Source organism: Rhizobium sp. SJZ105, from assembly GCF_007828365.1.
Taxonomy (GTDB): Bacteria; Pseudomonadota; Alphaproteobacteria; order Rhizobiales; family Rhizobiaceae; genus Agrobacterium; species Agrobacterium tumefaciens.
Window position 1 is genome coordinate 193,905 of the sequence record NZ_VIUP01000008.1, and the last position, 22,572, is coordinate 216,476.

20 protein-coding genes are annotated in these 22,572 nt (G+C 59.9%); 13 read left to right on the plus strand and 7 right to left on the minus strand.

Annotation, left to right across the window (positions count from 1 at the left end):
* Window positions 1-35: 35 nt before the first annotated feature.
* A complete protein-coding gene (locus FB593_RS21155; protein ID WP_038495316.1) occupies window positions 36-578 on the plus strand; it encodes an NUDIX hydrolase in 543 nt (180 codons plus the stop codon).
* 21 nt (window positions 579-599) lie between these two features.
* On the opposite strand, the gene FB593_RS21160 is transcribed toward FB593_RS21155, so the two are convergent.
* Together FB593_RS21160 and FB593_RS21165 are read right to left on the minus strand one after the other, a co-directional pair.
* Window positions 600-3,746 (minus strand): efflux RND transporter permease subunit, encoded by a 3,147-nt coding sequence (locus FB593_RS21160; RefSeq protein ID WP_112675434.1) that lies wholly within the window; start codon window positions 3,744-3,746, stop codon window positions 600-602.
* A gap of 1 nt (window position 3,747) precedes the next feature.
* A complete protein-coding gene (locus tag FB593_RS21165; protein ID WP_112675484.1) occupies window positions 3,748-4,896 on the minus strand; it encodes an efflux RND transporter periplasmic adaptor subunit in 1,149 nt (382 codons plus the stop codon).
* 189 nt (window positions 4,897-5,085) lie between these two features.
* Here FB593_RS21165 and FB593_RS21170 point away from each other — a divergent pair, with 189 nt between their 5' ends.
* The 3 genes from FB593_RS21170 to FB593_RS21180 all read left to right on the plus strand — a co-directional run bounded on the left by FB593_RS21170 (window position 5,086) and on the right by FB593_RS21180 (window position 8,398).
* Window positions 5,086-5,760: a response regulator transcription factor gene (locus FB593_RS21170; RefSeq protein WP_111788565.1), complete on the plus strand. Its 675-nt coding sequence runs from the start codon at window positions 5,086-5,088 to the stop codon at window positions 5,758-5,760.
* A complete protein-coding gene (locus FB593_RS21175; RefSeq protein WP_145166899.1) occupies window positions 5,757-7,091 on the plus strand; it encodes a sensor histidine kinase in 1,335 nt (444 codons plus the stop codon). Before FB593_RS21170 ends, FB593_RS21175 begins: the two co-directional genes overlap by 4 nt.
* Before the next feature lie 326 nt (window positions 7,092-7,417).
* A complete protein-coding gene (locus tag FB593_RS21180; RefSeq protein ID WP_065660290.1) occupies window positions 7,418-8,398 on the plus strand; it encodes a DUF535 family protein in 981 nt (326 codons plus the stop codon).
* A 31-nt stretch (window positions 8,399-8,429) separates the two neighbouring features.
* Here the strand turns inward: FB593_RS21180 and FB593_RS21185 are convergent, their stop codons facing one another.
* Entirely contained in the window at window positions 8,430-9,350 is a 921-nt protein-coding gene (locus FB593_RS21185; RefSeq protein WP_013761123.1) for a hydrogen peroxide-inducible genes activator, read from the minus strand.
* Window positions 9,351-9,566: 216 nt separating this feature from the next.
* On the opposite strand from FB593_RS21185, the gene katG reads away from it, so the two are divergent.
* Entirely contained in the window at window positions 9,567-11,738 is a 2,172-nt protein-coding gene (gene katG, locus FB593_RS21190; protein ID WP_111804001.1) for a catalase/peroxidase HPI, read from the plus strand.
* 56 nt (window positions 11,739-11,794) lie between these two features.
* Here katG and FB593_RS21195 read toward each other — a convergent pair whose 3' ends face one another.
* Window positions 11,795-11,971, minus strand: coding sequence for a hypothetical protein (locus FB593_RS21195; RefSeq protein ID WP_035200363.1), 177 nt, complete (start codon window positions 11,969-11,971; stop codon window positions 11,795-11,797).
* 244 nt (window positions 11,972-12,215) lie between these two features.
* Here FB593_RS21195 and FB593_RS21200 point away from each other — a divergent pair, with 244 nt between their 5' ends.
* Window positions 12,216-13,109 carry a helix-turn-helix domain-containing protein gene (locus tag FB593_RS21200; RefSeq protein ID WP_198927084.1) on the plus strand — a complete coding sequence of 298 codons (894 nt, stop codon included), beginning with the start codon at window positions 12,216-12,218 and terminating at the stop codon, window positions 13,107-13,109.
* A gap of 131 nt (window positions 13,110-13,240) precedes the next feature.
* Here FB593_RS21200 and FB593_RS21205 read toward each other — a convergent pair whose 3' ends face one another.
* Window positions 13,241-15,361 carry a TonB-dependent siderophore receptor gene (locus FB593_RS21205; protein ID WP_145166900.1) on the minus strand — a complete coding sequence of 707 codons (2,121 nt, stop codon included), beginning with the start codon at window positions 15,359-15,361 and terminating at the stop codon, window positions 13,241-13,243.
* A gap of 222 nt (window positions 15,362-15,583) precedes the next feature.
* Between FB593_RS21205 and FB593_RS21210 the strand changes: the two genes are divergently transcribed.
* From FB593_RS21210 to FB593_RS21225, 4 genes are read left to right on the plus strand one after another with little or no spacing between them, the layout of a single operon-like run.
* Window positions 15,584-16,594: an iron-siderophore ABC transporter substrate-binding protein gene (locus FB593_RS21210; protein ID WP_145166901.1), complete on the plus strand. Its 1,011-nt coding sequence runs from the start codon at window positions 15,584-15,586 to the stop codon at window positions 16,592-16,594.
* Window positions 16,591-17,634 carry a FecCD family ABC transporter permease gene (locus FB593_RS21215; RefSeq protein ID WP_145166902.1) on the plus strand — a complete coding sequence of 348 codons (1,044 nt, stop codon included), beginning with the start codon at window positions 16,591-16,593 and terminating at the stop codon, window positions 17,632-17,634. Before FB593_RS21210 ends, FB593_RS21215 begins: the two co-directional genes overlap by 4 nt.
* 2 nt (window positions 17,635-17,636) lie before the next feature.
* On the plus strand, window positions 17,637-18,671 hold the full coding sequence (locus FB593_RS21220; protein ID WP_035200371.1) for a FecCD family ABC transporter permease: 1,035 nt from the start codon (window positions 17,637-17,639) through the stop codon (window positions 18,669-18,671).
* A complete protein-coding gene (locus FB593_RS21225) occupies window positions 18,668-19,480 on the plus strand; it encodes an ABC transporter ATP-binding protein (protein ID WP_035200373.1) in 813 nt (270 codons plus the stop codon). The genes FB593_RS21220 and FB593_RS21225 overlap by 4 nt, the downstream gene beginning before the upstream one ends.
* Before the next feature lie 5 nt (window positions 19,481-19,485).
* Here the strand turns inward: FB593_RS21225 and FB593_RS21230 are convergent, their stop codons facing one another.
* A complete protein-coding gene (locus tag FB593_RS21230) occupies window positions 19,486-19,869 on the minus strand; it encodes a winged helix-turn-helix transcriptional regulator (RefSeq protein WP_186447945.1) in 384 nt (127 codons plus the stop codon).
* 153 nt (window positions 19,870-20,022) lie between these two features.
* Between FB593_RS21230 and FB593_RS21235 the strand changes: the two genes are divergently transcribed.
* The gene (locus FB593_RS21235) at window positions 20,023-20,412 is read left to right on the plus strand and encodes a DoxX family protein (RefSeq protein WP_186447946.1); all 390 of its coding nucleotides are present in this window, start codon (window positions 20,023-20,025) and stop codon (window positions 20,410-20,412) included.
* Between the two features lie 26 nt (window positions 20,413-20,438).
* Window positions 20,439-21,182 carry an SDR family NAD(P)-dependent oxidoreductase gene (locus FB593_RS21240; protein ID WP_145166904.1) on the plus strand — a complete coding sequence of 248 codons (744 nt, stop codon included), beginning with the start codon at window positions 20,439-20,441 and terminating at the stop codon, window positions 21,180-21,182.
* 87 nt (window positions 21,183-21,269) lie between these two features.
* Here the strand turns inward: FB593_RS21240 and FB593_RS21245 are convergent, their stop codons facing one another.
* On the minus strand, window positions 21,270-22,145 hold the full coding sequence (locus FB593_RS21245; protein WP_035200379.1) for a helix-turn-helix transcriptional regulator: 876 nt from the start codon (window positions 22,143-22,145) through the stop codon (window positions 21,270-21,272).
* Window positions 22,146-22,277: 132 nt separating this feature from the next.
* Here FB593_RS21245 and FB593_RS21250 point away from each other — a divergent pair, with 132 nt between their 5' ends.
* Window positions 22,278-22,475 carry a hypothetical protein gene (locus FB593_RS21250; RefSeq protein ID WP_065705625.1) on the plus strand — a complete coding sequence of 66 codons (198 nt, stop codon included), beginning with the start codon at window positions 22,278-22,280 and terminating at the stop codon, window positions 22,473-22,475.
* Window positions 22,476-22,572: the final 97 nt, after the last annotated feature.

Consider the following 22,572-nt stretch of genomic DNA (forward strand, 5'->3'; position numbering starts at 1 on the left):
TGATGCAACCCGGAAAATCGGCAGTATCAACGGATATGAAATCCACGAAGAAAAGCCGGAAAGCCCGTCCGGCGCGTTCCCTGACATTGCTCCAGCAACTTGCTGCTGTTCCTGAAAAGCTGTTCACCGGCTCTTTCCGGCAGCAATATGCCGCCTTATGCTTCCGTTATACCGGAAGCGGCGAAGAGATCGAAATCCTCGTCGTCACCTCCCGCACCAGCGCACGCTGGATCATTCCGCGCGGCTGGCCGATGAAACGCAAGAAGCCGCATGAGGCTGCCGCGATCGAGGCGTGGGAGGAAGCGGGCGTTCGCGGCCGCGTGAGGAAGGACGCCGTTGGCCGCTACACCTATCTCAAGATGCTCGACAACGGCGATGTCGTTCCCTGCGTTGTCGATGTCTTCCAGATCGAGATCACCGGGGAGGAAACGAGTTTCAAGGAGCGCGGCGAACGCCTTCTGGAATGGGTTCGCCCGGACGAGGCAGCAAGGCGCGTCCGGGAAATCGAACTGAAATCGCTTCTGGTCGACTTCCGCCCGAGGGGGAAGAGGAAACGCCTGACCGAAGAAAAGTCCTGACGGCAGACGTCACCAGCGAACCTAGGATGGTGAAGATGGACGTTTGGTCGATCCGGTCTCCCCCATCTCGTCCGGTGCCTTCGGTAGCAGGCGGGCGAAACGCCGGGTGATGCTGTCGATGTAAGACAGGATTGTTGGCACGACGATCAGGGTGAGCAGGGTGGAGCTGATGAGGCCGCCGATTACTGCGTGCGCCATCGGCGCGCGCTGCGCCCCGCCACCGCCAACAGCCAGCCCGAGCGGAATCATGCCGAAAATCATCGCAAGCGTCGTCATGATGATCGGGCGGAAGCGGATGATGCCGGCGCTCGCCAGCGCTTCGTTGAGCGGAAGTCCACGCTTCCTTTCGCGGTTGGCGAAATCGACAAGCAGGATGCCGTTCTTTGTAACGAGGCCCATCAGCATGATGAAGCCGATCAGCGAGAACATGTTGATCGTGCTGCCGGCAACCAAGAGCCCGACGAGGACGCCGATGAGTGACAGCGGCAGCGACGCCATGATGGCGAGCGGTTGGAGGAAGCTGCCGAATTGCGAGGCGAGCACGATGTAGATGAAGATGACCGCCATTGCGAGCGCGGTTACCATGTGGCCAACCGTCTCTTCCATGGTTTCGGCTTCGCCGCCGAAGCGGATACGGTAGCCGTCCGGCAGGTCGCGGGCGGCGGTAAGGGTTTTCAACACGTCTGTCACTTCGCCAAGCGCTCGTCCTGATATGTTGGCCGAAACCAGCACCTCGCGGCGATTGTCGATGCGGCGGATTTCGGCGGGTGCTTCCACGGTGGTAATATCGGCGACCTGATCCAGACGTACCATCAGGGGCGAGCCGTTGGATGCCGTGCGGCTGGTGGCAATCATCAACTCGCTGATCCTCGTCGTGTCGGCACGCCGCTCGCCGGGCAGGCGCACGACGATGTCGTAGCTGTTACCGCCCGCATCCGTCCATTTCGACACGTCCTCACCGGCGATGAGCGGCGAGAGCGCTGCGGCAAGATCGGATCGGGAAATGCCTAGATCGCTTGCCGCCTCGCGTTTCAGGCGTACCGAAAGGATGGAGGTCACGTCGCGGGTGCTTGAGGTCACATCCACGAGGCCGGGGATTTTTTTCATGTCTTCCATCAGACCGTCGGCGATCTTTTCGAGGATCGCCCGGTCGTCGCCAAGAATGCTGAGCTGGACGGGGCTTTCGCCACCGCCAAGACCGTTTTGCAGGATCGCGACCTCTATGCCCGATATGGCCGCCAGGCGTTTGCGGATCGGATCGGCCAGCGTGACCGGAGTTCGGTTGCGCATCTCCAGCGGCACCAGTCCCACCAGAACGGCGGCGCGATGTTTACCGACGGTGCCGCCGGTATTGACGGTGGAATAGAGCATTTCGACCTCCGGGAATTCCTGGAGTGCCTTCTCGACCTGCCGCACCTTCGCCGTGGTGTAATCCAGCGAGGAGCCGACCGGTGCCGTGACGTTTATCTGGAAGCGGCCTTCATCCGTATTCGGGACGAATTCCGCACCGACCAACGGCACCATGAGCAGGCTGCCGACAAAAATGCCTGATGTGACGAGCAGGGTGACGAGCCGGTGGTGCAATGTCCAGCCGATCACGTGCCGATATTGATCGGCGAGCCATTCGAAGCCGTGATCAAAACGGGCGATCAGCCGGCCCACCGGCCCACGCCGGGCGTTGGGTTGCGCATCCGGATCGTACCAGACGCTCGACAGCATCGGATCGAGCGTGAAGGCGACGAAAAGCGAGATCAGCACGGCAGCTGAAACGGTGATGCCGAATTCATAGAAGAACCGACCGACGATGCCGTCCATGAAAGCGACAGGCAGGAAGACCGCCACGATTGTCGCCGTTGTCGCGATAACCGCAAGTCCTATTTCGTTCGTGCCGTCGAGTGCTGCGCGGATATGGGATTTCCCCATGTGAAGGTGACGGGTGATGTTTTCGCGCACAACGATGGCGTCATCCACCAGAATGCCGATGGAAAGCGTCAGCGCCAGGAGGCTCAGTGTATTGAGCGTGAAGCCCATAACATCAATGACCGCAAGCGTGCCGATGATCGCGATCGGCAGCGTCAGTCCGGTGATGACGGTGCTGCGCCAGGAATTGAGGAACAGGAAGACGATGGCCACGGCAAGTGCCGCCCCTTCTATCAACGTCGTCTGCACCTGCGTGACGGATTCCCGGATGGGAATGGATGTGTCCGTAATGACTCGCAACTGCACGTTTTGCGGAACAAGGTCGGCATTGAGGGCGTCCAGGCGCTTTCTCACATCCGCGACAACCTGAACCGTGTTGGCACCCTGAACCTTGACGATGTCGATCGCCAGCGCAGTCTGGCTATTATAGAGGGCACGGTTTTCGGGGTCGGCAGCCCCCTCGGAGAGTGCGGCGATGTCGCGAAGATAAATGGCTGCGCCACCGCGCCGGGCGACGACCATGTCCAGCAGCGCCTGCGGTTCTGCGATGCGGCCCTGCACCTGGATCGTGCGTTCGGAAACGGTATCGACAAGGCTTCCAGCCGGGCTGTTGCTGTTGCCGGTGCGTAGCGCGCTTACCACCTCGTTGATGCCGATCCCAAGCGCGCGCATGCGGGTGTCGTCGATCGTGATGTCGATCTGCCGCTTGCGGGCGCCAACCAGCGTTGCCTGCCCCACGCCGGGAACAGTCGTCAGTTGCCGCACCACCTTCTGGTCGGCAAGGGCGGTGAGTGCGGGTATGTCGAGCGACGTCGAGCTTATCGCCACCGACAGGATAGGCTCGGCGGCGGCATCGAACCTGGATATGACCGGCTTTTTGGCCTCTTGCGGGAAATTCGCGTCGATGGCGGCGATCTTGTCGCGCACGTCCTGTGCAGCGGTTGCGCTCTTAACCTCGAGCTTGAATTTTGCGACGACGACAGAGCGTCCCTCGTAGGAGGTTGACGTGATCTCGTCCAGACCGCCGATGGCGTTCAGCGCATCCTCGACCGGGCGCGTCAATTCTGTCTCCACCGTTTCAGGCGTGGCGCCCGGATAAGCGGTGGACACCACGACGACCGGAACGTCGACATTGGGGTAGAGGTCGAGCCCCAGCCGCTGCAACGAGAAAAGACCCATGACCAGAAGCGCCACCATCATCATGGTGGCGAAAACAGGGTGGGAGACGGATATGCGGGTCAGAAACATCTCAGCCTGCCTTGTCGACCGTAACAGCCATGTCGGGCTGCAATTCGGGAAGCGGTGCGGTCAGGATCGTCTCACCGCCCTCTAGACCGGCGCCTATCTCGATCAGGCTGCCATCGTTCCAGCGCGATCCCACCGCCACCGTCTGGCGGCGAAGATGGCCGTTCAGGACTTTAAGGACATGGTAGCCGGTTTCGTCTTTGCGAAGCGCGATTGCAGGAACGACAAGCGCATCGTTTTTTTCGCGCACGAGGATGGACCCGCTGGCGAACATTCCTGCCCACAGCCGGCCGTCGCGGTTGGCAAGCCGCAGATAGACGGCGACAAAGCGCGTCCCGTCTTCGGCAACCGGGCTGATGCGCTCAACGGTGCTTCTGAGAGGCTGGCCGCCGATGCCGTCAATATCGAGTTCGGCGGTCTGGCCAACGGCGACACGTGGGATGTCGCGCGTGGCAACGAGAACCTTCGCCTCAAGCATGCTTATATCGACCAGCGTCATGAGTTCACCATCGGCACTGACGCGGGAGCCGGCTTCTGCCTGCCGGCGAGTAATGGTGCCATCAAAAGGCGCGCGGATTTCGGCATTGCGAAGGGCAAGGCGGGCGATATCCACCTGCGCCGAAAGGCTCTGCAGCCTTGCCGTTTTCACAACGACATCGCTCTTCGCCTTGTCGAGCTGTTCAGCCGATGCGATGTTTTTTGACGCCAGCTGTTCGGTGCGGGTGAGGGCCTGCATCGCCAGTGTCAGTTCGGCCTCGGCCGCATCCCGGTCGCTCTGCCGCAGCAGCAGCGTCGATTGCAGTTCCTCGGTTTCGAACCGTACCAGCAGGTCGCCCGCCCGCACCGCCTGTCCGTCCCGGACATTCATATCCAGAATTTTTCCAGCCTCGCGGGCGCGGATCACTACACGGCTGACCGGCTGAAGTTCGCCACTGACGCTGAGCCGCTCCGCCATCGCTCGTGTGCCGATCCTTGCGATTTCCGCAGCCGTCAGTTCGAACGGGATACCGGCCGGGCTCATCGAGGTTGACGCCACGATCCCCTTGACGCGCTCGTTCGCGTCGACACTTCCGCGCGCCGGATCAAGAGCCGTGACGACGAGAGCGCAGCCCGCAAGCGCGATCCCCGCCTTGATCGTTCTTTTCACCCACATAACATAATCCTTCCAGGCAAAACTCATCCTGTGACCACCGATCGAGCGGTCATGTCGCCTGTCTTCCAGGCTGATGGCTTCTGGATAAGTGTTGATAATTGCAGCAGCATTACCCGCCCGCATCTTCTGCGCCGCAATACTGTCGCAACCTTTCTGGCAGACAAGGAGGGGGCGAAGGGACGGTGGCAAATGAGACTTCTGTTGATTGAGGACGAAAAGGAAATGGCGGATGCGCTGTCGGCGACGCTCGGCAAGCAGGGGATCGTCATCGACCATACGATGCGGCTCGGCGATGCGATGGAGCTGGCGCGCCAGCATGTCTATGATGCCATTCTGCTCGACCGTCGTCTGCCGGACGGGGAGGGACTTACCTTCATTCCAAAGCTGCGCCGCGCCGGTATCGATACGCCGATCATTTTATTGACGGCGATGAACGAACCGGAGGAGCGGATCGAGGGGCTGAATGGCGGCGCCGACGACTATCTCGGCAAGCCGTTTCTCGTCGGCGAACTGCTGGCGCGGCTGCGCGCGGTTTTGAGAAGGCCGGCAAGCATCGCCCCGTCGCAAATCGCTGCAGGCCGCATCGTGATCGATCCGCTTCATCTCAGCGTCACGATCAACTCGCTTCCCTTCGATCTGCCAAGGCGCGAGCTGATGGTCCTCATCACGTTGGCGAAACGAAAGGGCAAATCCGTGCTGCGCTCGACGCTTGAGGCCGCCGTCTACAATTACGAGGAGGAAATCCAGTCCAATGCGCTCGATGCGCATATATCGCGACTGCGCAAACGCCTGCTCGACGCTTCGGCCGGGGTTAGCGTGCATAATATTCGCGGCATCGGTTATCTGCTCAGGGAAGACACATGAAAGCGCAGGGCAAGTCCAATCCGTCCTTGTGGTGGCAATTGAGCTGGCAGCTCAGCATTGTCGTCTCTTCCATGATCGCTGTCGTCATTGTCGGGCTCTGCGTTTACGGGGTGATGAAGCTCTCGCCCAATATCGGGCTCTGGAACGATTTGTCGGCGACGCTTGACGAGTCGCTTTCGCTTGATCCGCAAAAGGGTCTGGTCATTACCGAGGGGTCGGCATTACGCGCCTTGAAGGCGAAGAATGAAACGTTGTGGTTCGTGGTCTCGACGCCTGACGGTCACGCGGCCACCTTCGGCACCGTACCGGCTGTTTATGCCGAACTGGCGCGCTACGTTCATCTGATGGCGGACGCCGATATTCGCGGCGGCAGCGGCATATCCGAGGTTGCTTCGGCTGAAAGTATCGAGACGACGTCGGGACCCGTCAGGATCATGTTCGGCGGAACCTCTAATGCACGAGCGTCGTTTCTGACGCTTCTTGCCGGCACCTATCCGATTTATGTCCCCCTGCTGGCGGTTCTTTTGCCTGCGGTGTTTTTCTCCGTGCCACACATCGTGCGCCGGGCGCTTGCTGGCCTGAGTTCCGTCGTCAAAAAAGCACCGGAGATCGACCCGCGACGACCGGGTTCGAAGCTTCCCGTCGAAGATGTGCCGCGCGAAGTCGTTCCGTTGATCGTTTCCTTCAACAGCATTCTCGAGCGGCTCGAAGAGCAGTTCCAGGCGCGGCAACGTTTTCTGATCGATGCCGCGCACGAATTGAGGACGCCGATTGCAATCATGCAGACCCGGATAGAGGGCCTGCCTGGACCGGACCAGCAGCGCCTGATGGAGGATGTCGCGCGGCTCGGTGAAACCGCCGAACAGCTTCTGGCCTTTGAGCGAAACGATCAGGTGAACGACCGGCGCGAGGTGGTGGACCTGGTCGATATCGCCCGCACGGTCGTGGCAGAGCTCGCGCCGCTTGCGCTTTCGGCAGGTTACGACATCTCCTTCGAAACGCAGATCGAAAAATACGACATGCAAGGCAACCCCTTCGCCCTGCCGCGCGCCATCAGGAATATCGTGCGCAACGCCATCGACCATGGTGGAAACAAGGGGCTGATCCATGTCTCGGTTCTCGCAAACGGCGAAATCGCGATTTCCGACGAGGGGCAGGGCATACCCGAGGACCAGCAGGAGCGGATATTTGAACCTTTCTATCGGGTCACGCCGAAAAGCACGGGTGCGGGACTTGGCCTCAGCCTCGTCAAGAAGATCGTCGCCAATCATAACGGCCGTATCGTGCTGGAAAGCAACCCCTCTGGAAGCACGTTCCGGGTTCGATTCTGATAGCGCTTTGCGCGCTGTAGACCGGTCGCGGCGATTGTAATGCTGCCGCAACGTTCGCGGTCATAATGTGTGGGCACGGGATCAACCGTGCCAACCGGAGTACATACAGTGACCCACCCACCGGATCGTTTTCTTCCGGATTGCCGGCGAGAAGACGGCGCGTAGAAAGCGCGTCGCCGGCCCGGAACCTCGCGCAATGCTGCAGCGCCAATAATCGCAGCAGAGCACCAATCCGATTTCATATTCGGTTCATCCTGGGCGCGCACAGTCCCGGCCAAATCACTCCACGCCCCAGTCCAAACAGTCATACTCCCCGGAATTTTACGATGTCGCATACTGAAATCGCCGCATTCGCTGCGGAAAAAAACTCGGCGAAACCCGAGCCGGTCATCGCTGCACAAACGATGACTGGCGATGGGCTGGAACTCCTCCGTTTTCCCCTGGCCTGGAGCGTTGCGACCTTCGCTATGCGCGCCCACTGGAAACGGGGTTTCCTTTTCTGGATGCGTTTTTTGGCTCATCCGCTTGTAACCCTGCGGTGGTGGCGGTTTCTGTCCCGGTTCTCGGCGACGCAAAAACTGCCACCGCCGCATGACGAGCTTCTTCAGAAACCCCTGTCGAAATTCCTCGTCGGCAAAATCTCTTATGGAAGACGGCTGGATTTTCTCATGAAGAATTTCGTCATCGCCAGCGATTGTTTTTCCAGAGAGGTTATGGCTGCGCTCTGGAGTGGAAAAACGGTCGAAATCGGCACCATAGGCGGCCGTGCTGACGAATATCGCTGCACGCTTGCTCTTGCGGATTTATGTGGCGGCCGCCACGAAGGCGCTCTCGCGGTTCGGCTGATCAGAACCCGTGACGACGTCACCTTGTGGACGACGAAGTTTATCTTCGTGACGCAGGATGGGGGAGGGTACAGGACGATTGCCGTTGGCGGCATGCAGGGGCCACGCGCCGCAAAGCAGGAGATGGTGGCAGTAACGCGCGACCTTGCGGGTCTTCGCCCGAAGGATGCCGTTTTGATGCTGCTGCAAGGCCTAATCGAGACGGAAGCGGGTTCCTATTTCGCAGTCTCCCACGCCAGACATCCGATCAATTATCGTCGCGCGCGGCGGCAGAAAATGTTGCTTTCCGACATAGACGCATTCTGGCGGGAACGTTCCGCCGAGCCGGACGACGTGTTCGGTTTTCAGGTACCGGTTTCAACCCTCGAGGGCGCGGACAAACGCAGCAAGATGAAGCTTGCCTTTTTTGCCATGGCCGACCGGCTTTGCGAGGGTAACGCTGGTAGTGCTGTGAAGAGTTGAGGCCGCAGATCCGAGTTGGCCCTCGACACCGTCACGCCGCTGCATCGGCAACACGGCCGAGTTTTTGCAGGCCGCATTCGCGGACGATCTCGGCAATGTGGGTAAACTGCGCCGAGAGCGGATTGCTCTTGCGCCACACCATGCCGATGGTGCGGGATGGTCTTGGCTCTGCCAGCCGAAATACCGAGACGGTGGATTGCCGCGTTTCCATATCGACAGCCATCTGCGGAATGAGCGTGACGCCGATGCCGGCGCCTACCATCTGGACCAGCGTCGAGAGCGAACTGCCCTCCATCAGCACGCGCGGCGGCGCGTTCGTTGTACTGCAGAAAGACAGTGCCTGATTGCGGAAACAATGGCCTTCCTCGAGCAGCAGCAGGCGCATTTCACCGAGCTTGCCGGCGCTTGGCACCGGCATCCCCGCATCCTCCATCGGCCGGACCAGAATGAATTCCTCGGAAAACAGCGGAACCTCTTCCAGCGACGCTTCAGACACCGGAAGCGCGACGATTGCCATGTCCAGCCGGGCTTCCAGAAGGTCCTCGATCAGTTTCTGTGTCACCGCTTCGCGCGGGCGCGTTTCCAGTCCTGGATAATGCCGGGTTAGAGTCTTAATGACCTGCGGTAAAAGATAGGGCGCGACGGTTGGAATGACGCCGATGCGCAGGCGGCCGCTGAGCGGGCCGTGCCTTGCCCTCGCCAAATCCTGCAATTCGTCCACCGAACGCAGGATCAGGCGGGTGCGTTCGGCGAATTCATCGCCGAGAGCGGTCAGCCTTATCTGGCGGCTGCCCCGTTCGACGAGAGGCGCGCCGATCAGCTCTTCCAGTTCCCTGATCTGTAGCGAAAGTGCTGGCTGGGAAATGGCGCATGCCTCCGCCGCCCGCCCGAAATGGCCGATCTTCGCCAAGGCGTCGAAATAACGCAGGTGTTTCATCGATAGTCCAATCATAAGCTGAGCATATCGCAGCCTTTAGAATATACAATTGGAAATTATGGAACCTGGCTGTTAGTCATCGTCATGACAGAAAGAGGATGTAGCTGTTCGGTATCACCAGCGTCACTGCGCGGTTTCCGTAAGGATGATCTGCTGTGGGCTGTGGTTCCAACATGCTGCGCATGTCGAATTGACTATGTCGTTTAATTACTAAACCCATCGGAGGGCGAAATGGACGCAACTTCAAAACCGGCTGGCAAGTGTCCCGTCATGCATGGAGGCAATACGGCCTCCGGTAAATCGGTTACCGAATGGTGGCCGAACGCGCTGAACCTCGATATCCTGCATCAGCACGACACCAAGACCAATCCGCTCGGCACCTCCTTCAATTACCGCGAAGCGCTAAAGTCGCTCGACGTGGAAGCCCTGAAGGCCGATCTGCGCGCCCTGATGACGGAAAGCCAGGAATGGTGGCCGGCCGACTGGGGCAGCTATGTGGGCATGATGGCCCGCGTGACCTGGCATGCGGCCGGTTCCTACCGCGTGACGGACGGACGCGGCGGTGCCAACACCGGCAACCAGCGCTTTGCACCGCTCAATTCCTGGCCCGATAATGTGAACACCGATAAGGGCCGCCGCCTGCTGTGGCCGATCAAGAAAAAATACGGCAACAAGATTTCCTGGGCCGATCTCATCGCGCTCGCCGGAACGATCGCTTATGATGTCGCGGGTCTGAAGACATTCGGTTTCGCCTTCGGCCGCGAGGATATCTGGGCTCCCGAAAAGGACACCTATTGGGGTGACGAAAAGGAATGGCTGGCACCGAGCGATGGTCGTTACGGTGACGTAACCAAGCCCGAGACGCTGGAAAATCCGCTTGCCGCCGTGCAGATGGGTCTCATCTACGTCAATCCAGAAGGCGTCAACGGCAAGTCCGATCCGCTTGCGACAGCCGCGCAGATGCGCGAAACCTTTGCCCGCATGGGCATGGATGACGAAGAAACCGTCGCGCTCACCGCAGGCGGCCATACCATCGGCAAGTCGCACGGCAACGGCAGCGCCGCCAACCTCAGCCCCGATCCGGAAGCAGCAGGCCCCGAATATCAGGGTCTCGGCTGGATCAACACCAAGGGTCGCGGCATCGGCCGTGACACCGTGGTGTCCGGTATTGAAGGTGCCTGGACAAGCGAACCGACCAAGTGGGACAACGGCTTCTTCGACATGCTGTTCAAGCATGAGTGGACATTGACGCACAGCCCGGCTGGCGCGTCCCAGTGGGCGCCGATCACCATTGCCGAAGAGGACAAGCCTGTTGACGTCGAGGATCCCTCGATCCGCACCATCCCGATGATGACCGATGCCGACATGGCCCTGAAGGTCGATCCGATCTACCGCGAGATTTCGCTGAAGTTCAAGGATGACCAGGACCACTTCTCCGAGGTCTTTGCCCGCGCATGGTTCAAGCTGACCCACCGCGACATGGGCCCGAAGTCCCGCTACTTCGGCCCGGATGTTCCCGCAGAAGACCTGATCTGGCAGGATCCCATCCCGGCAGGTTCCACGAGCTACGATGTCGCTGCCGTAAAGGCAAAGATCGCCGCTTCCGGTCTGGCGGTCGCCGATCTGGTCTCGACCGCATGGGACAGCGCCCGTACCTTCCGTGGTTCGGACAAGCGCGGCGGCGCCAATGGTGCGCGCATCCGCCTTGCGCCGCAGAAGGACTGGGAAGGCAACGAGCCCGCCCGTTTGGCCCATGTGCTTTCGGTGTTGGAGCCGATTGCCCGTGAGACTGGCGCCAGCATCGCTGATGTCATTGTTCTCGCCGGCAACTACGGTGTTGAGCAGGCGGCGAAATCAGCCGGCTTCGATGTCGCCGTGCCTTTTGCACCCGGTCGTGGCGATGCCTCAGCCGAGCAGACTGATGCAGACAGCTTTGCGCCGCTCGAGCCGCTGGCGGATGGTTTCCGCAACTGGGTGAAGAAGGACTATGTCGTCAGCCCCGAAGAACTGCTGCTGGACCGCGCTCAGCTTCTGGGCCTCACGGCGCCGGAACTGACCGTTCTCATCGGTGGCCTGCGCGTCATTGGCGCCAATTACGGCGGCGCAGCGCATGGTGTGTTCACGCAGACCCCAGGTGCTCTGACCACCGATTTCTTCACAACGCTGACGGATATGGCCTATTCCTGGGTTCCGACCGGCGGCAATCTCTATGAGATTCGCGATCGCAAGTCCGGAGCAACCCGATATACGGCGACCCGCGTGGACCTCGTTATCGGCTCCAACTCCATCCTGCGTGCCTATGCGGAAGTTTATGCGCAGGACGACAACAAGGAAAAGTTCGTGCGTGATTTCGTCGCCGCCTGGACGAAGGTCATGAACGCCGACCGTTTCGACCTTGTCTGATAAGGCTGACTAGTCCAAAAAAGCCCCTCCCTGAGCGATCAGGGAGGGGCAATTTTCTATCTGCGGTCTGAGGATGGAACCGGTTTTTCGGGTGATGGCTTTTCGCCACTATCCCCCGGCGCCTTGCCGCCCTTTTCATTCTCATGCGCATCCGGCCCAGCGACGATGACGCCGCGGCCCTGCTCTTCGCGCTTCTTGTCGGCGAAATCGCCGGGTTCCCTTTTGTCGTTCATAGTGATCTCCCTTCGTGATTTCATTTGTCTGGAGATCAAACGGCTGGTCGGGGCAGAGGTTCCAAGGCTCACATTGGAGCGGGATCGACTGGCAGCACAGCAATGTTTTGCATTACAACCATCTTTGCTATTAACATGAATTGATAAGTCATGTTATTGCGGCCTCATATGGTGGAGCGTGCGGCGCCGTTATCGTGACGCGCATGTCTTACAACCTCGGCTCGACAACTGAACGGTACCCGCATTGAGTTTCTGGCACTCCATGACCTGGCACACGGAAGGGATCAGCGTCACTGCGCCGGTCAAATGGCGCCAGCTGGACGGGCTCGTCAGCGCCTTCTGGGAGGCAGAGAGCCAGATGGGCGCGAAGGGTTATTACCTGGCCGCCGATCCACGTATCATGATATTTTTCAACGATGTCTCGTCGCGCATCAGCATTTCCAACCGCGACGGCGAGTTCACGCAGCATTCCCGCCCCATGACGCGGGCGGTCTATGTGCCGGCCGGTGTTCCGATGTGGACGAGCAGCAATGCTACGCACAGGTTTTCGCATCTCAATCTGCATATCCACAAGGACCGCCTGCTGCGTTTCCTGTCGCCATCGGTCGGCAGTTCGGCGGCGATGACAGCCTTGCGCCGCCCGGTCGAGATACAGGATATCGGTTCGGTCGAAACACTGGCTGGACTGCTTGTCGATGAACTCGCCGAGCCTTCGAAACATGCGGTCTATGCGGAAAGCCTTGTTGGCAGCATCGTCGCCGGTCTTCTCGATATTCCCGGATCTTCGCCGGAACAGGTAAATGGCAGGCTGACGCAGGCGCAGATGAACAAGTTGCTTTTCCGTGTCGAAAGCCGCGGTGACGACCGCATGACGGTTGCAGAAATGGCCGACATCGTCGGGCTTTCGGAAAGCTGGTTCGCAACGGTGTTCCGCCAGACAACGGGCAAGACGCCGCTGCAATGGCAACTGGAGCGGCGGATAAGCCTTGCCCAGAAACTGTTGCTCGAAGGCGATCTGACGGTGGCCGATATTGCCGCCCAGCTAGGCTTTTCCGATCAGGCCCATTTGACCAAAGCCTTCCGCCAGTCCGTGGGCAATACGCCAGCCGCCTGGCGGCGCATGCACAGGCTGCTTTGAATGGTCGCCTTGCCGTCTATGCGGAGCGGGTTCGGCGCATGCCTCGAGCTTCGTTCCACGTCACCCCAGGTGATGACGTGGAACGTTAGGATGGTTACGTAGTATGTTGAAAAGTAGAGATATACTTACCCTCACCACGTCTTGCGCAGCGTAGCTGAGAACGCTCGGCCGGGGTTGTAGAAGTCTGCGCCGAAACCGCCATAAGAGACGTGCTTCTCGTTGAAGAGGTTGGAAACATTCACCTCCAGCGAGGTGGTTTCCTGGATTTTGTAGCTGAACGCTGCGTCCATGGTCACGCTGCTGCCGGTCGAAACCTTGTTCGCATCATCAAAATAATACGCGCCAGTGAAGCGTCCGCCGAGCCCGAAGGTCATGTCACCGCGTTTGTCGTTGCCAGCCAGCGTGTAGTTTACCCAAAGCGAGGCCTGATGTTCAGGCACGAATTGCGGGCGGTTGCCGACATTGCCAGCGATGCCGTTTTCGGTGATTTCCGCGTTGAGATAGGAATAGGCCGCCGTCAGGCTCAGCTCGTCGGTAACCTCCGCCTTGGCCTCGAAGTCGAGACCACGCACGCGCACCTCGCCGATGGTGGTGGGCAGGCTGGTGATCGGGCTGGTGACGGTAATATTGTTTTTCTTGAGGTCGTAGATCGATGCCGTGAACAGTGCAGGGAAGGCATCCGGGCGATACTTCACGCCAAGCTCGATCTGCTCGCCGCGTTCGGGCTCGACGGTCAGGCCCGAGGCCGGCACCACGGATTCGGCGTAGCTGATATAGGGCGCGATCTCGTTCGTGACCTTGTAAGACACGCCGATGCGCTTTGTCAGTTCGCTGATGTCGCCGCTTGCCGTCGTGCCGTTCAGCCTGTTGGTCTGGTCGGTGTCGATCCAGTCATTGCGCAGACCGGCGCTGACGGTAAGCCTGTCGAAGAAGGTCAGGTCCTGCTGGAGGTAGATTGCCCTTGTCTTTTGATCCGTCAACGAGCTGGCGTAGAGCGGCACCGAAGCGGGCGCACCGGTATAGACCGGGTTCAGCCAGTTGATGCCTGGCGCAGAACCGAAGTAGCTTTTGCTGCCGGACAAGTAGTCGTTATAAAAAACGCCGACAAGGCTGCGGCTTTCGACGCTTTCGAACGTCGCGTCATATTGCAGCCGGGTGTCGATCAGGAAATTCTCGGTTTCGGTCTCGTTGCCGAAATAGGAACGGTTGGCGATGGTCGAGCCATTGGTCGGTGTGGACGAGATATACGCATAACCGAAATCGGTATTTGCCTTGCTGTAGCGCGCGTTCGAACTCAGCGTCAGGCCAGAGCCGAAATCATGGTCGAACATCACGCTCAGCGAATTGCGGTTGGTGCCGCGGTAATTATAGTCCGGTTCGCCGAAGAAACGGCTCCTGTCGATATGCGAGCCGACCGGATGGCCGCCGCCGCCGGGAACGCCGTCCTTGTTGAGATGATCGTAAACGACGGTGAGGCTGGTGGCATCGGTGGGCCGCCATGTCAGGCCGCCCATGAAGAATTTTTCGTCGTCGCGGGAATAGTCATATTCCGCGTCGGCATTTCTGAGCTTGCCGGTCAGGCGGTATGAGAGGGTGTCGTCGCTGGTGATGTTGTCGCCGAAATCGAAGCCGGTTTCTGCGCGGCTATAGGAACCGCCTGTCACATAGGCCTCACCAAAGCGGCTGCGTTTGGGAACCTTGGTCGAGTAGTTCACCGAACCGCCGGGATCGGATACGCCAAAGGTCGTGGAATTGCCGCCCTTCAGGACTTCCACGCGCTCATAGGCATAGGTCTCTTCGCGCAGCGCGCCGAAGGGACGGCCGAGCGTCAGCCCGTCGCGATAGGTGTAGGCGTCGAAACCGCGAATCTTGAAATAGTCGAAACGGTCGTCCGAGCCGTAGAAATCCGCGGTCACACCTGCCGTGTATTGCAAGGCTTCTTCCACGGTCTGCACGCCACGCTGCTGCATTTCCTTGGCGGTGATGACGGAAACGGCGGCCGGCGTATCGAGAATGTCGGTTGCCATCTTGCTGCCGCTTGTCGTGCGGGTTGCGACGATCGACTTCTGGTCATTGTCACCGCTGTCGATGGTGATGCGCTCGAGAACCGTGCTTCCGCCCGTATTGGCGGCCTCCTGCGCCAGCGAACGAGCGGGCAGTACCGTCACAAGCGCCGTGCAGGCAAGAAGGGCTGCCTGCCCATAGCGCAGTCGCGCGGTCCTGCCGTTGACGCCATTCATTTCAGTGTTCATTGCTAAATTCCAGAAGTTGATGCCCCAATCGCCGCTTCCACGGCCCGCTCTCGAAGCGCCCAATAACTTGAGAAAGTTTGTCCGGTATTGTAACTTTTCGCGGTTTTGTACAAAACCCCGGAAATTTCACCACTGTTGTGGCGGCATTTCCTCACCGGGGTTGACGGGGGCATGTGAAGCTGAGAGTTCAAGTCCACTTTTGAACCGTTGAGAGCTTCGCCCATGCTTTTCCTGTTTCGCTGCCTCGCGCCGGCATTCGTGTTTTTCCTGTCGATGATCGCGCCAGCCATTGCTTCGGCGGAAGAGGCGACGCGCTATCCCGTCGTCATCAAACACGCCTTCGGTACGACCACGATTGCGAGGAAGCCTCAGCGTGTCGCGACCGTCGCCTGGGCAAACCACGAGGTGCCGCTGGCGCTCGGCATCGTGCCCGTCGGTTTTGCCGCTGCCAATTTCGGCGATGATGACGGTGATGGAATGCTGCCGTGGGTAGCGAAGCAGCTTTCTGAATTGGGTGCTGCAAAGCCTGTTCTGTTCGATGAGGGGGATGGTATCGATTTCGAGGCCGTGGCGGCAACGCAGCCGGATGTCATCCTCGCCGCCTATTCCGGCCTCAGCCAGTCCGACTACGATACGCTAAGCCAGATCGCACCGGTCGTTGCCTATCCCGTGTCACCGTGGGCAACCGACTGGCGCGAGATGATCCGGCTGAACAGTGCCGGGCTTGGCATGGCGGCGGAAGGTGAGGCGCTGATCAAACGCATCGAGGGTGAGATCGCGCAGGTGGTTGCCGGCCATCCGCAGCTGAAAGGCAAGTCGGCGATGTTCGTCACCCATCTCGACGCCACCAATCTCAGTGTCGTCAATTTTTATACCGCCAATGACAGCCGGGTGAAATTTTTCACCGATCTTGGGCTTACCTCGCCGAAGAGCGTGGCGGAGGCGACGAAACCGGGGCAATTTGCCGCCGGCGTCAGCGCCGAGCGAGTCGATGCCTTCGACGATGTCGATATCGTCTTGACCTATGGCAGCCAGCCATTGCTCAAGGCGATGCGGGCCGATCCGCTGCTTGCCCGCATGCCCGCCGTTGCCGATGACGCCATCGTCATGCTGGGGCGTGATCCGCTCGGCACCGCATCCAATCCCACACCGCTGTCGATTTCCTGGGTTTTGAAGGATTACGCCGATCTTCTGGCGAAAGCAGCGGATAAGTCCTCTGGTAAAGCGAAATGACAATGGAAGGGCCTTCCAGAGGTCCGGCCGTGCTGCCAGGTGGCCGCTCCAACCGCATGCGGACCGCATGGCTCAGCGCCGTGCTGGCGCTTCTGGCGCTGCTATGTGCGCTTTCCGTGGCGATTGGCACCCGTGACGTCACGTTCGCTGACATCACGGCAGCGCTTGCCGGTCGCGTCGAGACGGTGGCGGAAGCGGCTGTCGCGGTTCGCCTGCCGCGAACGCTGCTTGCCCTGCTGTCTGGGGCAGCGCTCGGGCTCGCTGGCGCCATCATGCAGGGCGTTACGCGCAATCCGCTTGCCGATCCCGGTATTCTTGGCGTCAATATGGGCGCATCACTTGCCGTCGTTATCGCCATCGTCTGGTTCGGCATTGCCTCGGCGCAGGCCTTTATCATCACGGCGATTGTCGGGGCGGGTGCAGCTGCGGTTTTCGTTTATGTCGTCGGCTCGCTCGGACGCGGTGGGGCAACGCCGCTGAAACTCGCTCTGGCCGGTGCCGCCACCTCTGTCGCCTTCTCCTCACTCGTCATTGCCGTCGTGCTGCCGCGCAGCGATATTGCCGGTGGCATCCGTTCCTGGCAGATCGGCGGTGTCGGTGGTGCCACCTTTGACCGGATTGAGACCGTGCTGCCGTTTCTCGCCGCCGGTTTTGCCATCAGCCTTCTTTCGGCACGCAAGCTGAATTCTCTGGCGCTTGGTGATGAGTTGGCTGCCGGTCTTGGCGAGAATGTCGTGGTCGCGAGAGCCATTGCATCCTTTGGCGCTATCCTCCTCTGCGGCGCGGCGACTGCCATCTGCGGGCCAATCGGTTTCGTTGGGCTGGTCGTTCCGCATCTCTGCCGCCTGCTCGTTGGCGTCGACAATCGCTGGCTTCTGCCATTTTCCGCGCTCGGCGGCGCCTGTCTGCTGCTTGCGGCCGATATTGTCGGGCGCATCGTGGCGCGGCCATCCGAACTCGATGTCGGTATCGTCACCGCGCTTGTCGGCGCACCTTTCTTCATCTGGATCGTCAGACGTCAGCGGGTACGCGAACTGTGAACATGCACACGTCCGTCATGGAAACATTGGTTTCCAATCGTCACGACCGCCAGCGCCGGCGTCGCTTTGTCATTGCAGCCCTTTCAGCTCTTTTGATCGCGGTTTTCGTATTGACGCTGGTGCTGGGACAATCCTTCACGCCGCCCGGTGACGTCCTGCGGGTGCTGCTCGGAGAGGACATTGCCGGGGTCACTTTCACGGTCGGGCAGTTGCGCCTGCCACGCGCGTTGCTCTCCGTTCTCGCGGGTCTGAGCTTCGGGCTGGGTGGTGTCGCCTTCCAGATCATGCTGCGCAACCCGCTTGCCAGCCCTGACATTATCGGCATCAGTTCCGGCGCAAGCGTGGCAGCGGTGTTTGCCATCGTCGTCCTGCATCTGAGTGGACCGCTCGTTTCGGTTTTCGCCGTCGTCGCCGGGCTTGGCGTCGCATTGCTGGTCTATCTGCTGTCCTTCCGCAACGGCGTTGCCGGAACGCGGCTGATCCTTGTCGGCATCGGCGTTTCGGCCATGCTCGAAAGTTTCATCGCCTATATCCTGTCCGTTGCTCCGGCCTGGACGCTGCAGGAGGCGATGCGCTGGCTGACGGGCAGCGTCAACGGCGCAAAACTTGCCCAGACGCTGCCGCTCTTCGTTGCGCTCATCCTCTTTGGCGGCCTGCTGCTCAGTCGCGCGCGCGATCTCGAGGCATTGAGGCTTGGCGATGATACGGCCGCGGCGCTTGGGGTCCGGGTGGGGAGAACGCGCATTATCGTGATTATCGCCGCCGTCGGCATGATCGCCTTTGCCACGGCAGTTTCGGGGCCGATTGCTTTCGTCGCCTTTCTGTCCGGGCCGATTGCCGCGCGTATCGTTGGCAGCAATGGGTCGCTGCTCATTCCGGCTGCGCTGGTTGGGGCAGCCCTGGTGCTGGTGGGCGATTATTGCGGCCAGTTCCTGCTGCCGGGCCGTTACCCGGTCGGCGTCGTCACCGGCGCGCTCGGCGCGCCCTATCTGATCTACCTTATCGTGCGGGTGAACCGCAGCGGAGGCTCTTTATGACCAGCCACTCCCTTTCCGTGAACCGTCTTTCGGCCGGATACGGTGAAAGCCTCATCATCGAAGGGCTGGATCTTGTCGTTCCGCGCGGACGGATCACCGTCATCGTCGGTGCCAATGCCTGCGGCAAGTCCACGCTTCTTCGCAGCATGTCGCGGCTTATCTCTCCCCGCGCCGGTCAGGTCCTGCTCGACGGAAAGTCGATCCACCGTCTTCCCTCGCGCGAACTTGCAAGACGGATGGGTCTTTTGCCGCAGTCACCGATTGCGCCCGAGGGCATCGTCGTTGCCGATCTGGTCAGCCGCGGCCGGCACCCGCATCACGGCCTTTTCGCGCGTTGGTCGCGCCAGGATGATGAGGCCGTGGCCGCAGCCCTCGTCGCCACCGATACGGTGGAACTTGCCGAGCGGCCGGTGGACGAACTCTCCGGCGGGCAACGGCAACGCGTATGGATCGCCATGGCGCTCGCCCAGGAGACCGAGATATTGCTGCTCGACGAACCCACCACCTTCCTCGACATCAGCCATCAGGTGGAAGTGCTGGATCTTCTGACGGACCTCAACCATGCCCGTCAGACCACCATCGTCATGGTGCTGCACGATCTCAATCTCGCGGCGCGCTACGCTGATCATCTGGTCGCCATGACCGGTGGAAAGCTGCATATCTGCGGCACGCCGGAGGAGGTGCTGACGGAAGAAAACGTGCGGCACGTCTTCGGCATAGAAAGCCGTGTCATCGAAGACCCGACGTCGGGCAAACCAATGATGCTGCCGATCGGGCGGCACAGGACGGCGGCGCAACGGCCGCAATAATCCATCTATTTTTGCGGTGACCGTCTGCGTCCACGGGTGGTGGTTTTAACCGGAACGCTCGCGCCGTACTCGTTCCACCATGCCATCAATGCCTCCATGGTCGGGCCAAGTCCTTTCGCCTTTGCCGTAGTTTCATATTCCACGCGTGGCGGAACCTCTGCAAAGACGGTGCGAGAGACCAGTCCATCGGCCTCGAGCTCACGCAATTGGGAGGTCAACATGTGCTGTGTGATGCCGGGAATGGCTTTGCGCAGCTCGTTGAAACGATAGATCCGCTGGTTGAGAAGCCACATGATTTCGAGCTTCCACTTGCCGGAAAGCAGCGCGAAAGCGCGACGCATTTCCTCGTGCATGTTAATGGTTTTACCGCCATTAGTCTGGTTTTCCATACTTACCACGCCAAATTCATCCTACTTGCGCATATTCATTCAATAGCACATTTTCCATGTGAACGCCGGATCATGAGCCCCAAGCTGTTCCGGAACAACGAAAATATTGAACAAATCAAGCTGCCGAAGACATTCGGCGGCAATGGATATCCCATGTCTTCATTCTACATCTACTGGGTCGCAACAACCCTTCTCGTCCTGCTCTATCTGGCGTCGGCAGTCATCTACGTCGTCAAATCCGACTGGGTGAGGGAGACGATAACCGGCTTCGGTTACCCTGCATACCTTGTGCCTCTTCTGACGGCGGTGAAGATCGCCGCCGTCATCGCCATCCTTGCGCGGTTCAACGTCGCCATCAGCGATCTGGCGTATGCGGGGGTACTGTTTCACCTGCTGCTGTCCGGCCTTGCACATATCGGCGTCCGCAAACCTGCCGGCGCACTGCCTGCCGCCATCGGGCTCGGGCTGCTCGTCGTTTCCTTCGCCATGCAGAACGCGGCACGCGAAGTCCCGTCCCCCTATGCCCTTACACGGCAGCTCTGACGCATTCATCACGAAAGGAAATCAAAATGGGAAAACTGACCGGAAAAGTAGCCATCGTGGCGGGCGCAGGCAGAGGGATTGGCCGTGCGACGGCAGAACTCTTTGCAAGGGAGGGCGCCAAGGTCGTGGTATTGTCCTTGACGCCTGAAAATGTGAACGCGGTCGTCAGTCAGATACAATCCAGTGGTGGCACCGCGCTCGGCATCGTCTGTGATCTTGGCGATGGCCAACAGATCACCCGGGCTGTGGCTGAGGCAGCGGAGGTATTTGGCGGCATCGACATTCTCGTGAATGTCGCGTTCGACCCGACTGTCGTTCACTCCCCGATCCTCGAGCTGACAGTCGAGCAACTGCAACGAAACCTCGATATGGGGCCGATCGCCTATCTTCGCACGATGCAGGCTTGTTATCCGTACCTGAAGGCCAGTGGCGAGGGCCGGATCATTAATTTCGCGTCGCTGGCCGGTATTCTCGGCATGTCGCCGTATGGACCTTACAATCTTGCAAAGGAGGCCGTCCGCGCCCTGACGAGATCTGCTGCGCGCGAATGGGGTCCTGACAATATCACCGTGAACAACCTGCTTCCCGTTGCCGACACCTGGGGTGCGGGCGTCGACGCTCCTGCTCCCACGAATGCCCTTGGTCGTTACGGTTCCCCTGAAGAGGATGTCGCTCCGGTCGCTCTTTTCCTCGCAAGCAGCGATTCGAGGTTCATTACAGGCTCGAGCCTGACCCCGGACGGCGGCCAGATTATCGACAGCGCCCGTTAACGCCCCGTTGGAGTGCCGGGCAAACAGGCCGGCACTTCGCTCCGTTGTCTCTTCTGCCCGTCCTGATTTGCACCTGCCGGGCAGAACTCAAGGCCATGCGGCATAGGACGGCTGTGCTACGTTCTGTATGCGCACCGCCGTTCGCCGGAAACGGCCGGGAGACGTGCCTTCATTGCGGGTGAAGAAGCGGTTGAAATACCCAGGATCCTGAAATCCCAATCGAAACGCAATTTCAGCGACTTGCAGTGAAGAGTTAAGAAGAAGGTCACGCGCTTCGGAAAGCAGTTCGCGGTGAATATAGGCCTGTGGTGAAAGCCCCGTTGCCTTGCGCACCACAAATCCAAGACGTTCACGGTTGACGCCGAGTTGACCCGCATAGTCTTCCACGCCCCATTGGTCGCGTTTGTGCTGACTGACAAGTAGCACAAACCGCTCCGTAAGGCTGCCTGCGGTGGAAGCCGCGCCCGCGACGTCGGCCATGGCATGCTGGCAGATGCGGATAAGGGTGACGGATAACAGGCTGGCGATGATCGTATCCGATCCTGTCGATGACCGGAAATTCTCATCCGCGATGGTGTCGAGATAACCCGCCAGTTCTAGGCTGTCTTTTTCAGCCAGCGTCCGGGTCAGAACGCGCTGCAATGTGCTGCGCACCATGATTGCGCTCGTTCCGGTTGGCATGGCATGCGCAAGGCCGATTTCGGTCGTTTTCAGCAGTGATCCGCGGCTTCCGGCATTCAGCCGCAGGCGGCCGGCGGGGCCGGAGGCAGGCAGCCAGGCCAGCCCCGGCGCGGTAACCACAAGTGTCTTTTCGCCCTGAATGATCTCCGCTTCACCGGCTGAGACGAGGACAAGATGGGCTGCGCCCTGTTCCAGCTTGAACTCCGACACGCGCAGGGACGAAGTCAGTATGCGCGCCGTCGTTTCGATCCTGTTAGCAGCTATCTGGCCGTGATGCGGCATTCACCCTCCAAAAGTACAATAATGCATTACATTAGTGCATTTTATATGCGCCTGTCGTTGCTAAACTTCCATCAGCGCAGGGAAGCCTTGAGGAGAATGGCAATCCCGCTACTGCGCCGTTGGAGGAAAATCATGAATGGTATGAAGCGCAGAACGCTGTCCTGCCTTGCGCTGGCGCAACAGGGTGTTCGCGGAAGCTCTGCCCTTGTCGATCGCGATTATCTGCTGGAGGCCGGAAGGATCACAGGGGCGGGGACGGCAGCAGCCCTTTCCTCCCGTCCCTCCGTGCAACGGGCGGGTTTCGGCGGTGCCGCCGCCACTATTTTCTGAATTCAGGAGGTGGCATGAAAGATGCCGCGCCCATCGAGAGAACGGATCGCTGACATGCCGATGATCTTGGGACAGTCACGTTTTGCGCCGTTTGGCT